This is a genomic window from Agriterribacter sp. (assembly GCF_035444585.1).
GTDB lineage: Bacteria > Bacteroidota > Bacteroidia > Chitinophagales > Chitinophagaceae > Agriterribacter.
Window position 1 is genome coordinate 1 of record NZ_DAOMOZ010000127.1, and the last position, 14,304, is coordinate 14,304.

Below are 14,304 nucleotides of genomic sequence, written 5' to 3' on the forward strand. Positions count from 1 at the left end.
GGAAGCGCGATCTACGGTTTCAAAACCGGTTGCCTTACCGTTTCAGCAACCAAACATCCGAAATACGGGAATGCTGCCGCCAGTTCAGGTTAGATTCTTCCGGTTCATCGAAGGTTACGGTTATTTTCCCGTCGCCTGTTAACGATAAAGGAACGATCCATTCTTTAAAGGTATCTGCTTCCTTATTGTATAGCACAGGAGAAAGCCGCACGCCGTCAACACGAAGCAATGCATCGCCAAAACCACAAACCCGAATAACATACCTTGCACCCGGCTCCAGCTTATCGTAATCCAGCACAGGAGCGTTCTGGAACAATTGGGAAGAAAGCCGTTTGCGGCTGAACCCATTGTCCCACCAGGCCACATCGGTAGCGTCGTAAGAAATGGTTTTTACCCGTGGGCCTTTGCTTACGCTGGAAATATCGTCATAATAGCTGCCGTTGCCCGGGGCTTCCCAAAGGGCAATGGTTTGCAGGGCAGCGATCTGCTCTTCTGTGGCTTTCATGGATGCAATTTTTTTAAACTCATCCGCAAGCCACCAGCGGTTGTTCAACGGGTAGTCCACGTGATCGAGCACGGCGCCCCTTTCATAATTCTTTGCTTTGTATTTTGGCACACTGGTTTGTAACCCGATGGAAGCGAACAGATCTGCGCAAAGCTCCTCAATCTTTTTCCTGAGCTCCGGTGCAACCGGTTCTTTATCTGCCTTATTCACTGTTGCAAGGGCCATATCCATCGTTTCTTTTACATTTCCCGTCCGAACGCCGGCAAGCAACTGGTTGGCCTGCCGTTCCAAAGTTTGTTCATACACCAGTCTCCGGCGGGTATACACATCATAATACGCCCGCAGCAGCAACATTTGCCAGCGCCAGTTGTTTTTTAGTTCAGGATGGCCGGATTCCAGCTTTTTCCAGAAGGAGAAGGCAGCTTCCACCCCGCCGTTCTCTGCCAACGGGCCTTTCCAGTTTTGTTCCAGCGCGGCAATGCCGGCAGACATCAGTGCGTGATCATTTCTACCAAAGAAAAATCTGCTGTATTCATTTACAATCTCATTTACATCTTTTTGCGGATCCCAGCCCCGCACGCTCCAGATCACTTTGTTGATGTCATCATGACAACCATCTGAATAGGAAACAAACCCATCGGTAAAAGGCGCATAGGTTTGATGGGTCTTTGCGAAAGCGAAAGGCCGGGGATTTACCGGTTCGCGGCCAAGGGTTAACGCATAGGCCTGGTCGAACTGCTCAACCGGGAATTCACAGCGTACGGAATGTGTAATGTCCGGGTATTGCCGGTGCTGGTATTGTTTGGGCAGCCGGTAACGGGTTTCGGCAATAGGCGGACTACCGGGTCCTGACACCACACCCTGCAGCCATGTGGGCTTTTCCCGGTCAAGATAACGGTAGAAATAATCAACCTGCTCTACACTGAACCCCTGCAGCGAGATCCATATTTTGGCGCTGGGATAGTATTTGATCAGCCGGCTGTGCAGATCTTTGAGAAAAGGCAATACTTCCGAAGGATGGTTGTCGCCGGGATCGCCCCCGGGAAAAAAGATATGATCCAGCCTCGGGCACTGTCTGTAAAAGCCTTCATGCATGTCCAGCTCTGCTTTTCGTTTAGCCTTGTCCGTTAAATCAAAAGTTGTCGGCGTCCATACCCAGTAGTCCATATCGTATTTCCGGCAAATTTCACTGAGCCGGATATTCATCTCTGCAGCCGGTATGGTAAAAAGCGGGCTGGGCGTTTCATCTTCGTGGAACGGGATGCCTTCAACAGCATTGCTGCCAAATATAGCCAGCTCACGGATGTACTGATCATATTGCGCCACCGTCCATGCATCATAAGAGTTGGCTGTTGTACGGTATCCCAACTGGTGACCTCGTATAGGGTACGCAGGAGAAGAAGCTATATCTGCTGGTTCATCAAGCTGAAGCAGATTGCGCCCCATCGTTAAATTTCTCAGCAACCACCCGGCGCCAAACAGTATACCACGGCTGTCGGCGCCAATGATCCATACCGCAGTACCCTTAGCGCTAACACTGCTTACCACCCTGAATCCTTCTTTTTTATATTCGGGACCATCCGTATTATTCCCGGCGGGGACGGCAGTGCCCATCAATTGCTTATCTGATGACAATACCAGGGCAACAACAGCTGTTCTCTTTTTCGGCCAATTGTCGCCGTTTTTAAGCACAATGCCGGTACGTTTGGCAATTTCTTCTGAAAGCACCTGTGAAATGGTGGTTTGCATTGCAGAGGGAACAGATGGAGATACAAGTATTGCTGCATCTTTTAATTGCACGGGCTGGGCGGCTGATGAAAAAGCAAAAGCCAGCAGCAGTGTTACAATACAAATGAATTTTGCTAAAGGTCTGCACATGGGCGTATAGAATTGTTGAAGCATGCTTCAAAGAGAAGGGAAAAAGGCGGATATACTCAAAAGCGGATAAATGGCTATACTTCTGTGCGCGTGCATTTCAAATCATTATTGTCTGGAGAAAACTTTTGAAAATTAAATAAAAGCCAATACAGGAACGTATTTTAGCCCCTCTCCGCCCGGAGAGGGGTTGGGGTGAGGCAAAATCAGGCTGGTATCCCACCAGCCAGCGACAATTTGGAATGCACCCGGTTAGAGGTGGCACAACAAAATACAGTATTTTTAATACCGCCCGGGATCGTGATGAAAGCGTGTACATCATTCCACCCTGATTTTTCAATCATAAATACCAAAACAATCACCCTTCGATTATGAAAAGAATAACTGCCATTGTTTTTTTGATCGTTTATCCTGCCTGCTTTCTGCTGGGGCAGATTGATGAAAAGTTAAAAGAAGATATCCGCAACAGCGGTTATGTGCACAGCCCGTTACCGCTGGATTACAGTAAATCCTTTGAATCTTTCGGGCTTACCAAAAAAGTGCTGATCTCGGATATCCTTTGCGATATGGAAGACCTGGACAAATGGTGGCATAAGGGCATTGGTGGCATGTCAATAACAGCGGAAAGAAGCATCAAGAGCAATCATAGTCTTCATTTGACTGCTCCAACTAGCTACCCGCAGTTCCTGGCCTGGGGACTGGGCTTCGGCACTTCGCTCGCCAGCTTCGACGCAGGAGGGGCTACATGGGAGAAATACAATCGCATCAGGTTTTACATATATCCCGATTGTGAAGGCGCCCGCAGCATTTATCTTAATCTCTACGTGATTAATGACGGCAAAATAAAAGTACCGGACAAGTATGAGCGCGAAGGCTATCACGAAATAAACCTGATCAACGGCCAATGGAACGAATGCTTTGTGGAAATGCCCGGATTGGCGAGAGATAAGGTTACAGCATTACAGTTTGCCATTGAGGTGTTTGGTAAAGAGCGTACCATGGACGACTCATTAAAATTTGATATTGATGCCGTTACCCTTGAAACGGTAGAAAATCCCGAAGTGGTGAGCGGATGGGCGCCTGCTGAAAACAGGACCATCTATTCCACTACCGGCTATGGTGATGAAAGCCAAAAAACCGCCATTGTAAATGTAAAAAAACATGATGGCACTTTCCAGTTGATAGATAATATTTCCAAAGGATTGGTTTACCAGGGAAAGATTCAATCGCAGCGGTACAGAACTGGCTCCTTTGAAACAATTGACTTCAGTGATTTTAAAAAAGAAGGAGAATATTATATTAAAGTAAATGACGTTACAAGCAAGCCCTTTTACATCAATAAAAATATCTGGGACAATTCTGCATGGCGTGTGTTGAATTTTATATTTTGTGAGCGGCGCGGTTACCCCGTGCCGGGAAAGCACGGTGTTTGCCATACCGATCTAAACGGTGAGCATAACGGGAAGCTGTTTGCGATGAATGGCGGCTGGCACGATGCGGCCGATATGTCGCAACAAATATTGCAATCAGGAGAAATTGTACAGTCCTTACTGGAGGTGGCGGAAAGCGCCAAAGCAAAGGGCAATTGCGCTTTATATCTGCGTTTGACGGAGGAGGCGGAGTGGGGAATGGATATGATACTCAAGTCGCGTTTTGGAGACGGTTACCGCGCACAAACCTGGGGCACCAATTTATGAACAGATGGATTCATCGGCACAAAAGACGACTCCACAAGGAGGAGGCGCATTCGTGTGCACAACAGGGCTTTTGAAAACTTTGTATTTGCGGGCATAGAAGCTTATGCATCTTTAGTGGAAGAGAAAGATAAAATGTTGAAAGAGAACCTGCGGAAAGTAGCTATAGAAGATTTTGTATTTGCCAAACGCCGGTTCGACAGCCTGGGCTTTAACGATCTGAGCAGCATCGGCGGCGGAGGGGATCATGCCGCTATGGCGTCTAACAGCCAGTATATGGCAAACATCTCGTTTGCTTCCAGCATACTTTATAAATTAACAGGCAATAGTTATTATGCCACTGAGGCCGCAAATGCCATACGTTATACGCTGAATTGTCAACGCACAGAGCCGCTTAAAGATAAGGATAAACTAAGAGGATTCTTTTACCGCGATTTAAATAAGAAATCCATCGTTCATTATACACACCAGTCGCGCGACCAGGTGTATATGCAGGCGTTGACCATGCTCTGCAAAACCCAGGCCGGTCATGCGGATTATAACAAGTGGAAAGCATCCATACGGTTATATGGCAACTACCTGAAAACCATCATGCAGTATGTTCAGCCTTATGGTATGGTGCCCAGCGGCATATATCATATTGACGAGGTAAAAGATTCCGTTAATTTTTACAAGGTGCAGGTAGGCGTGTTCAGCGGAGCCGCTCAGGATTATAAAGAGCATCTGGAAAACGGGGTCAGGCTTGATAAAGAACATTATCTCCGGGTTTTTCCGGTATGGTTTTCTTTTAAGGGCAATGCGGCTGTACATCTCTCCACCGGTAAAGCTGCCGCATTGGCCGGCAAATTCCTTCATGATAAAGAACTGATGAATATTGCCGAACAGCAATTGTTCTGGATAGTGGGTAAAAATCCTTTTGGACAATCATTAATATGGGGAGAGGGCAGTAATTATCCCCAACTCTATACTGCATTGCCCGGTGAAACCGTTGGTGGTATTCCTGTTGGGATGCAGTCGAGATTTAATGAAGACTTACCTTACTGGCCGCAGTTTAATACAGCTACCTATAAAGAATTATGGGGCGCTTCGGCGGCAAAATGGCTATCCCTGATCGCTGAATTTTAGATGGCTGAACGCTTGCCAGATATTGGCATCTATCGGGCTGCCCTACTTATTCAAATTTTGTTTATAAAACCTGTACGAATATACGGTGGGCACAACCACTATTATGGCTGTAATGATCATTAATACATTAAAGCCCGCTTTTTCGGAAAGAAAGAATGCCAGCACGGTCAAAACCAGTCCTCCGACAAACCATATCCTGCCTGCCAGCCGGTGCGTATATTTCCAGTTCTCCTCGCTTTCGAGCGTCCATGGCAGCCGGAATCCTGCAAAATAATTGGGCTTTATATTATACATATAATTGCCTAAAGCGGCGATCATCAGTCCTATTAGAGCAACAACAAATTTTCCGTTAAAGCCGCTTCCGGCATGCAGCGTAGTATGAATAATAAAGCACGACAATGCCGTCATAAAAAACGTAATGATAAAAGCAAAGCGTTTCATTACAGGCAGGTTTTCAGCCGTATATTTCTTTTTAGGGTCAATACGGTGAATATTGGAAAGCAGCAGGTACGTGCCGATATTCACAGCAAACAATATCCCTATAAGCACCAACAGTTCATTTTTGCTTCCGTAACGATCTGCTTCTCCATTTATGTTATAGTGCATGGGTACACGACCGGGTAATTTTTGCCAGACCACTGCCAGGAAAATAAGGGGCGCCAGGCAAATTGTCCATATCCAATAAGCTGCTGATTTCTTCATGCTATTTTTTATTTTTTTTGAATTTTATAAGCCATTTCAGGATCTCATCCACTACTGTTGTCTCTAGCGAGTAATACACAAACTGTCCGCTCCTGGTTGCGGATACGAGTCCCGCCTGTTTGAGCAAATCCAGGTGGTGCGATACGCTGGGCCATGAGATCCGGAACTGCTGTGCAATTTCGCCGGCGGTCATATCCTTTCTCCGCAGCAATTCCAGTATTTCCCGCCGGGTGGCATCGTTCAATGCTTTAAAAACAATATCTATTTTCCCTTGCATTGATTAATTATATACTTAGACAAATATCTAAATAATTTTTTATTATTCCTTTATTTTTTATTTATAAATAAAAAAGGATTGCACGCTTAAAACCATGCAACCCTCTTCAAAAATGTGTTTAGCAGATATCCTGCTTCGTCTCACCTCTCCCCTTTCACATTCTCACTTCTCACTTCTCACTTCTCACCTTTCACCTCTAACCTCTCACCTTCCCTAAAACCTGTACCCCAGCGATGCACCGAAACCTATGTTCTTCCAGTTGCTTTTATCGGCGGTAACACCTTTTATTTCAGGATTCATTTGCGACAGCCCAAGTTGGCCGTTCAACTGAAGGCTGAAGCCGCTGTTCAGTTCATATCCTACCAGTATGTTACCGCCAAAATCGAATGGCTTAAGATAATAAAGCCCATTCAGGTAATCGGCAGCGCTCACTTTATTTTTAAACTTCGCATCCAGTTCTATAGCAGCGTCACCGCTTTTGGTTTTACTTTTTCCCGAAATGCCATAGGCCGCGTAAGGCCCTGCACCCAATAATAATCTTCCGTTGCCCACCTGAGGTTTGAACAAAAGATTCACCGGTAACTCGATATAAGAAATGTGCTGCGTGTATTCGGTATTGTTGTTTGTTTTTTTAGCGCCTTTAGTTGAATACAATAGCCCGGGCTGTAAATAAAATCCTTCCGAAATAAACAGGTCGGCATTGATACCCGCGTGAAAGCCTGTTTTAAAATCATTGGTCAGTTTATTGCCCAAAAAATCATCTCCGTAGATTTTTTGAAGATTTACGCCCGCTCTTATCCCAAAGGAAACGAGCTTGTCTGCGCCTTTTTGGGCGTAAGCCACCATGGAGCCTAATACCAGTGCCGTTGCTAATACAAAAAAATGCTTTTTCATAATGGGTAAAATTATTTAGTGGGCAAAGATATATGCCGCATGTACATAACTTTATCCTTTAGCATTTTCTTTTATTAAAGACTTCTTAAAGTTGGAGTGGCACCAGGCAGTTAGCAATCAGCTTTCAAAAAATATTCATAGCTCAAAGCCTCCTTTGTCACGCACTTCCGACTATGAACTTTCAAAATTAAAATTTGAATTTCCCAACAGCGATCTGACCCTCCTGCGTCAGGTACCGGCCGCTGCCGGTGCACAATTGCTTAAGGGCATTTGTATTGACCCTGAAAGGGTCCAAACGTTTATAACCAATGGAACAAAATAGCATTACGACCCTGAAAGGGTCGAACTACAAATTAATCATCGCGATAGGTCTTAACGGCCGGATTATGGTGCGTGGAGTGAGACTCCAGCGAATATTAGCCCGGTTGAATGCTTCCAGTAGTAGCAATGCTCTAATCATCCTGGTACGTGTCTCAAGTATCATCACAAGAATGTATATACTAAATCGTTCTTCTACAACTACCTTGACTCAATTACCTTCGGGGAGAAATGCTCAAACTTAGATTGAGTATTTCTTCTTTTACACTGCCCCATAGCTCTACGCTCATCTGAAAGCCTCATTCGAATTTCGCTGTATGTTCGGGATTAAATCTTCCAAAAATCCTTACAACATAATGTCTATCTGTTTAATCTATCTATTTCCTTTAATTTTTTTTCTGTGATAACAATTATAAGAATGGATGATATTATCATAAGTAAAAGGCTTACAAGTACCCGAAGAGCGATTTGCGATGGGAAGCTCACCAGCAGAATAAAATCAATGAGTATAATTAAGCAACCACCAAGGATTGAAAGTTTAGCAGACAGCTTGTTACCTTCCTTCCAATTTCGTTCACTTTTTAGCGAAAGTGGTGTCCGATATCCATATAGACTTCTTGATTTGGGCGGAAAAATTTTTAATACTGCTCCGGCAGAAATAAAAAAAACGCCTATAACCATTTCCGTTGAAAAGAAAACCATTATTACGTTGTATTAACTCAAATACGTTTCAACAGTTTGGAAGGCAGCAAAAAAAATGATTTAATAAGCTCCAACACCCCGTTAACCGATACACCCAGCAAACGAAACGGAAGCAACAGCAGCCATACGATCGGGTACAACACAATGGCAAGTATAGCCAGCGGTGCACAAAGCACCAGCAATATCAACCATAACAAAAATGTAAACATAACGCATGTATTTTCTTACTACTTACCTCTTACCTCTTATCTATATCGCCAACGACACCAGCGAAGCGTCTTTGGTTTCCAAAAGCGAGCTGCCCATTAAAAACTCATCCACTTTCCGGGCGCATTCCCTTCCTTCGCTTATTGCCCATACTACGAGCGACTGACCACGGCGCATATCACCTGCAGCAAACACCTTAGGTATATTGGTTTGATAAGCGCGTTCAGAAGCTTTTACATTACCCCGTTCATCATATTCCACTTCAATTTCATCGAGCAGGCCTTCATGCCGGGGATGAACAAATCCCATTGCCAGCAGGGTAAGCTCGCAGGGAATTTCTCTTTCTGTGCCGGCTACTTCCACGAACCGTGAAGGTCTTTGATCATCCGAAAATTTCCATTCAAGGTCAACTATCTTTAATGCTCTCAGGTTACCTTTATCGTCTCCCAGGAACTCTTTTGTAGCAATTGCCCATCGCCTTTCGGCGCCTTCTTCATGCGAGGAAGATGTTTTCAATATCATGGGATAGGTAGGCCATGGCATAAATGGTGTACGGTCGTTCGGCGGCTTGGGCATCAATTCAAATTGTGTAACGGATGCTGCGCCATGCCGGTTCGATGTGCCTACGCAGTCGCTGCCTGTATCTCCGCCGCCAATTACCACTACATTTTTACCGGTAGCTTTTATTTCTTCTTTGAGGATATTGCTTTCAATTGAAGCATTGGCCAATGGGTCCTTCTTTGCATTCCGCTTGTTTTGCTGCTTCAGGAACTGCATGGCAAAATATACGCCTTTAAGGGTGTTACCGGGTATGGGCAGATCCCTTGGTTGGGTTGAACCACCCGCAAGTACAATAGCGTGGTATTCGCGTAGCAGATCATTGATGCTCACGTTTACACCTACATTCGCATTGTACCTGAACTCCACGCCTTCCTGCTCCATGACCTCAATGCGGCGGTCAACGACCCATTTCTCCAGTTTAAAATCGGGTATGCCATACCGTAATAGTCCCCCGGCGGCGTCATCTCTTTCAAAAACAGTAACCAGGTGACCCGCATAATTCAATTGTGCCGCTGCTGCCAGTCCGGCAGGACCGGAACCAATAATTGCTATTTTTTTCCCTGTGCGGACATTGGGCTTGCGGGGCTGCACAAATCCTTTTTCAAAAGCTATTTCAATAATATGCCTTTCAATCTCCTCAATGGTAACGGGAGGCTGATTAATGCCTAATACGCAGGCGCTTTCACAGGGGGCGGGACAGATCCGCCCTGTAAATTCAGGGAAATTATTGGTAGATGTAAGTATCTCGTATGCCTCTCGCCAGCTTTTGCGGTATACCGCATCATTAAACTCGGGAATAAGATTACCCAAAGGACAACCGCTATGGCTATGGCAAAAAGGTACTCCGCAATTCATGCATCGTGAAGCCTGTTTTACCAGGTCGGGCTGGGAAAAACGGTCAATGAATTCATTGTAGTTCTTCAGTCGCTCTGCTACTGGTTTTTTCCCCGGTAATTCACGCGTAAATTCTAAAAAACCTGTTGGCTTACCCATTGTATTTACTACTGCGTTATAAATTAAAAATGTTGGTATACTTTCTCTTTGAACCGCTTATCCTTCCTGCACTTTAACCTTTGCTCTTTGAAGGGCTTTTTTATAATCCCTGGGATATACTTTTATAAAATTCTTTAACTGATTGTCAAAATCATCAAGAATGAATTTGGCCACTGCACTTCCGGTATAAGCATAATGCCTCGTTATCATATCATACAGCTCTTCCGATTCACCATTGATCACAGGATCCAGGTCAATCATCTCGGGATTGCAATTTTCTGCAAACTGGCCTTTTACATCATAAACATATGCAATGCCGCCGCTCATTCCCGCAGCAAAGTTCCTGCCCGTATCTCCCAGTATCACTACCCGGCCTCCTGTCATATACTCACAACCATGGTCGCCCACTCCTTCTACTACGGCACTGGCGCCTGAATTTCTTACACAAAAGCGCTCACCTGCCTTGCCTCTTATAAATGCCTCGCCCGAAGTAGCACCATAAAAAGCCACATTACCAATGATGATGTTTTCTTCCGGAACAAATCCTGCTTCCTTTGAAGGGTATACGATGAGCCTGGCGCCACTTAGTCCTTTTCCAAAATAATCGTTTGCATCACCTTCCAGCTCGAACGTAACACCTTTTGTATTAAAGGCGCCGAAGCTTTGCCCTGCTGTACCTGCAAACTTAAAATGGATCGTATCATCAGGTAACCCGGCCGCCCTGTAGCGTTTTGTAATTTCATTGGAGAGCATAGTGCCTGCAGTACGGTCAATATTACGGATGCTGAATTCGGCATATACTCTTTCACGTTGTTCCAGCGCCGGTTTTGCTTTTTCAAGCAACTGCCAGTCCAACACCCCTGCCAGCCCGTGATCCTGCTCTTCCTGGTGGTATAAGCCCGTACATTCATCGGCAGGTTCTTTATACAAAATTGGCGACAGGTCCAGCTTTTTATATTTCCAGTGATCAATACCTTCCCTTCTTTCCAGGCAATCTACCTGTCCTACCATTTCACTGATCGTTCTGAAACCCAGCTCAGCCATCAGCTCACGAAGATCCTGGGTGATGAATTTAAAAAAGTTCACCACATGATCGGCATTACCGGTAAACCGTTTACGCAATTCGGGATCCTGCGTTGCCACGCCAACAGGGCAGGTATTGAGATGGCATTTGCGCATCATAATGCAACCCTCTACTATCAGGGCTGCCGTAGCCACGCCCCACTCCTCTGCACCAAGCAATGTAGCAATAGCAATATCACGTGCTGTTTTCATTTGCCCGTCGGCCTGTAATACCACGCGGCTCCTGAGGCGGTTTTTGACCAGTGTTTGATGGCTTTCGGCCAACCCCAGTTCCCAGGGCAAGCCTGCATGCTTAATGGAACTTACCGGCGATGCCCCCGTTCCACCATCAAACCCTGCAATAAGAATTACATCGGCTTTCGCTTTTGCAACGCCGGCGGCAATGGTTCCCACACCTGCTTTAGACACCAGCTTTACATTGATGCGCGCCGCCCGGTTGGCATTTTTAAGATCATATATCAATTGAGCCAGATCTTCAATAGAATAAATATCATGATGGGGCGGAGGAGAGATCAATCCCACACCAGGGGTTGAATGACGCACCCTTCCAATCCAGTCGTCTACTTTATGACCCGGCAACTGCCCGCCTTCGCCGGGTTTTGCTCCCTGCGCCATTTTGATCTGCAATTCATCTGCTTCGGTAAGATACAAGCTGGTAACGCCAAACCGGGCAGACGCTACCTGCTTGATGGCAGAACGCATGGAATCGCCATTCGGCAGCTTTTCATATCTTCTTTCATCCTCTCCGCCCTCACCGGTGTTGCTTTTACCACCCAGGCGGTTCATTGCTATAGCCAGGGTAGTATGCGCTTCCCAGGAAATAGATCCGAATGACATGGCGCCGGTAGCAAAACGTTTGTAAATATTTTCAGCCGGCTCTACTTCATCAATTGATATGGAAGGGCGGTTGCGTTTAAACCGGAACAAGCTGCGCAACGTGCATGCTTTTTCGCCCTGGTCGTTTACAAGCTTACTGTATTTTTTAAAAATATTGTAATCATTCATGCGTGTTGAATGCTGCAACAGGTGAATGGTTTGAGGATTGAACAGGTGCACTTCACCTTTGCGTTTCCACTGGTATATACCGCCAACGGACAAACGATCAACAGGAATATTTTTAAGATTGAACGCAAGAGAATGCTTGGCAAGCGCTTCCTTCGCAATTTCATCCAGTCCCATTCCCGCAACACGGCTTACCGCACCGGCAAAATATTTGTTTACCACATCCTGGTTCAATCCCAGTATTTCAAATATCTGGGCTCCCTGGTACGACTGCAGTGTGGAAATGCCCATTTTGGAGAATACTTTCAGCAGTCCGTCGCATACTGCTTTTACATAATTTTTACGCAGCACCTCCCATTCCAGGTCGGTTTCCCATTTGCCGGTAGCTTTCATGGTACGGATGGTTGCCAGCGCCAGGTATGGATTGATGGCAGTTGCGCCAAACCCTATCAAACAGGCAAAATGATGCACTTCCCATACATCACCGGCTTCTACCACAATACCCACCTGACCACGGTATCCTTTGCGGATAAGATGATGGTGTACGGCAGAAACACAAAGCAAAGATGGTATGGCAGCATGATCTGAATCTATTGCCCTGTCGGAAAGAATAATCACTTCGAACCCGTCTTCCACTGCATCTACAGCATAACGGCAAATACGGTCTAAGGCGGCTTTCAGCGATCCGGACTTACCATCTGCCCTGAAATAACACTGGATGGTTTTGGCCTGGAAAATACCGGTATCAATGCTGCGCAATTTTTCAAGCTCAGTGCTGGTAAGTATGGGCTGCTTAAGGGCAACTGCGTGGCAATGATGCGGTTCTTCCACCAGCAGGTTCCCGTTATTACCCACATACGAGGCAAGGCTCATCACCAGGCGCTCGCGTATAGGATCTATAGGAGGATTGGTTACCTGAGCAAACAATTGCTTGAAATAACTGCTGAGATGCTGCGGCTGGTCGGAAAGGATGGCCAACGGAACATCTGTTCCCATTGATCCAACCGGCTCCTTGGCATCAATAGCCATCGGTTTAACAAGGGTTTCTATATCTTCTGTGCTGTAGCCGAATGCTTTCTGGTATTTAAAAACAGATTCTTCAGACAGGTGTGTGAAGGTTACGCGGGGCGAAGCCAGTTCTTCCAGCCGGATCTTGTATTGGTTGAGCCAGTCACTGTAAGGTTTTTGCGAGCAGATACCCTGTTTCAGTTCTTCATCGCTGATGATGCGCCCCTGCTCCATATCCACCACGAACATTTTTCCGGGCTGAAGCCTTCCATAACTTTTTACTATACGCGGATCTACGGGTAAAGCCCCTGTTTCGGATGCCATGATCACCCGGTCGTCGTGTGTTACACAAAAGCGGGAAGGGCGCAGCCCGTTCCTGTCTAATGTAGCCCCAATGATCTTACCATCTGTAAATGAAATAGAAGCCGGGCCATCCCACGGTTCCATAACGGCGGCATGATACTCGTAAAATGCTTTCTTTACCGGGTCCATCTTATCATTATCATCCCACGCTTCCGGAATGAGCATCATCATTACATGCGGCAGGGAACGGCCCGACAGTGTAAGCAGTTCCACCATATTGTCCAGGCAGGCCGAATCCGACTGCCCGTTCGTTACAATGGGCAGCAGCATATCCATTTCTTCTTCACTGAAATAAGGGGAGGAAAGTCCGTTTTCACTGGTCTTTAACCAGTTTAAATTGCCCTGTAAAGTATTGATCTCACCGTTGTGCGCTATAAAGCGAAAAGGCTGAGCCAGCTTCCAGGAAGGAAATGTATTGGTTGCAAAACGGGAATGTATCAGTCCAAAAGCGGTTACCACTCTTTTGTTGCTGAGGTCGGAAAAATAAGTGCGTACCTGTGTGCTGGTCAATTGTCCTTTGTAGGTAACTGTTTTATAGGAGAGGGAAGCTATATAAAAACCAATGCTGTCTTTCTTTACCGTATTGTTAATGGTATGGGTAGCGTAATTGCGCAATACGAACAGCTTTCTTTCAAAGTCTTCGGGATTTTGGATATGATCGGGGCAAGCTATGAACACCTGCTCAATTTCCGGCTCCACAGAAAGAGCGGTTTGTCCGATATCGGCAATATTAACGGGCACCTTGCGGTAGGTAAGTATTTCCAAACCAAGCTTTTCGGCAGCTCTTGCAAATATTTCACGGCATTCTTCCCGCATTCTTACCTCTTTGGGAAAGAAAATGACACCAACGCCATAGCGGCCAAAAGCAGGTAAATGCACACCTAACTTTACGCATTCGGCGAAAAAAAACTCATGCGGAACCTGTATCATAATGCCTGCGCCATCACCGGTATTGTTTTCACAACCACAGGCGCCCCGGTGTTCCATGTTTTCAA

At 45.9% G+C, this 14,304-nt stretch carries 10 protein-coding genes; 2 read left to right on the forward strand and 8 right to left on the reverse strand.

Going from position 1 to position 14,304, the window contains the following annotated elements; genetic code table 11:
* Window positions 1-34: 34 nt before the first annotated feature.
* A complete protein-coding gene (locus PLH26_RS13705; protein WP_324586594.1) occupies window positions 35-2,383 on the reverse strand; it encodes a hypothetical protein in 2,349 nt (782 codons plus the stop codon).
* A 368-nt stretch (window positions 2,384-2,751) separates the two neighbouring features.
* On the opposite strand from PLH26_RS13705, the gene PLH26_RS13710 reads away from it, so the two are divergent.
* Entirely contained in the window at window positions 2,752-4,077 is a 1,326-nt protein-coding gene (locus tag PLH26_RS13710; protein WP_324586595.1) for a cellulase N-terminal Ig-like domain-containing protein, read from the forward strand.
* Window positions 4,078-4,131: 54 nt separating this feature from the next.
* Entirely contained in the window at window positions 4,132-5,199 is a 1,068-nt protein-coding gene (locus PLH26_RS13715; RefSeq protein WP_324586596.1) for a glycoside hydrolase family 9 protein, read from the forward strand.
* Window positions 5,200-5,241: 42 nt separating this feature from the next.
* Here the strand turns inward: PLH26_RS13715 and PLH26_RS13720 are convergent, their stop codons facing one another.
* The 7 genes from PLH26_RS13720 to gltB all read right to left on the reverse strand — a co-directional run bounded on the left by PLH26_RS13720 (window position 5,242) and on the right by gltB (window position 14,296).
* Complete coding sequence (locus tag PLH26_RS13720) at window positions 5,242-5,901, reverse strand: SdpI family protein (protein ID WP_324586597.1); 660 nt, start codon at window positions 5,899-5,901, stop codon at window positions 5,242-5,244.
* Window position 5,902: 1 nt separating this feature from the next.
* Window positions 5,903-6,178 carry an autorepressor SdpR family transcription factor gene (locus PLH26_RS13725; RefSeq protein WP_324586598.1) on the reverse strand — a complete coding sequence of 92 codons (276 nt, stop codon included), beginning with the start codon at window positions 6,176-6,178 and terminating at the stop codon, window positions 5,903-5,905.
* Window positions 6,179-6,391: 213 nt separating this feature from the next.
* Window positions 6,392-7,072 carry a porin family protein gene (locus PLH26_RS13730; protein WP_324586599.1) on the reverse strand — a complete coding sequence of 227 codons (681 nt, stop codon included), beginning with the start codon at window positions 7,070-7,072 and terminating at the stop codon, window positions 6,392-6,394.
* 678 nt (window positions 7,073-7,750) lie between these two features.
* Window positions 7,751-8,092 (reverse strand): SdpI family protein, encoded by a 342-nt coding sequence (locus tag PLH26_RS21795; RefSeq protein ID WP_502876391.1) that lies wholly within the window; start codon window positions 8,090-8,092, stop codon window positions 7,751-7,753.
* A 17-nt stretch (window positions 8,093-8,109) separates the two neighbouring features.
* Window positions 8,110-8,301, reverse strand: a complete 192-nt coding sequence (locus PLH26_RS13740; protein ID WP_324586601.1) for a hypothetical protein — start codon at window positions 8,299-8,301, stop codon at window positions 8,110-8,112.
* 40 nt (window positions 8,302-8,341) lie between these two features.
* Window positions 8,342-9,853, reverse strand: a complete 1,512-nt coding sequence (locus tag PLH26_RS13745) for a glutamate synthase subunit beta (protein ID WP_324586602.1) — start codon at window positions 9,851-9,853, stop codon at window positions 8,342-8,344.
* Between the two features lie 57 nt (window positions 9,854-9,910).
* Window positions 9,911-14,296, reverse strand: coding sequence for a glutamate synthase large subunit (gene gltB / locus PLH26_RS13750; RefSeq protein ID WP_324586603.1), 4,386 nt, complete (start codon window positions 14,294-14,296; stop codon window positions 9,911-9,913).
* Window positions 14,297-14,304 lie beyond the last annotated feature (8 nt).

Excerpts from the sequence above, each read along its gene's own strand:
- PLH26_RS13705 (WP_324586594.1), bottom strand. The coding sequence starts at position 2,383 with ATGTGCAGACCTTTAGCAAAATTCATTTGTATTGTAACACTGCTGCTG.
- PLH26_RS13710 (WP_324586595.1), top strand. The coding sequence starts at position 2,752 with ATGAAAAGAATAACTGCCATTGTTTTTTTGATCGTTTATCCTGCCTGC.
- PLH26_RS13720 (WP_324586597.1), bottom strand. The coding sequence starts at position 5,901 with ATGAAGAAATCAGCAGCTTATTGGATATGGACAATTTGCCTGGCGCCC.
- PLH26_RS13725 (WP_324586598.1), bottom strand. The coding sequence starts at position 6,178 with ATGCAAGGGAAAATAGATATTGTTTTTAAAGCATTGAACGATGCCACC.
- PLH26_RS13730 (WP_324586599.1), bottom strand. The coding sequence starts at position 7,072 with ATGAAAAAGCATTTTTTTGTATTAGCAACGGCACTGGTATTAGGCTCC.
- PLH26_RS21795 (WP_502876391.1), bottom strand. The coding sequence starts at position 8,092 with ATGGTTTTCTTTTCAACGGAAATGGTTATAGGCGTTTTTTTTATTTCT.
- PLH26_RS13740 (WP_324586601.1), bottom strand. The coding sequence starts at position 8,301 with ATGTTTACATTTTTGTTATGGTTGATATTGCTGGTGCTTTGTGCACCG.
- PLH26_RS13745 (WP_324586602.1), bottom strand. The coding sequence starts at position 9,853 with ATGGGTAAGCCAACAGGTTTTTTAGAATTTACGCGTGAATTACCGGGG.
- gltB (WP_324586603.1), bottom strand. The coding sequence starts at position 14,296 with ATGGAACACCGGGGCGCCTGTGGTTGTGAAAACAATACCGGTGATGGC.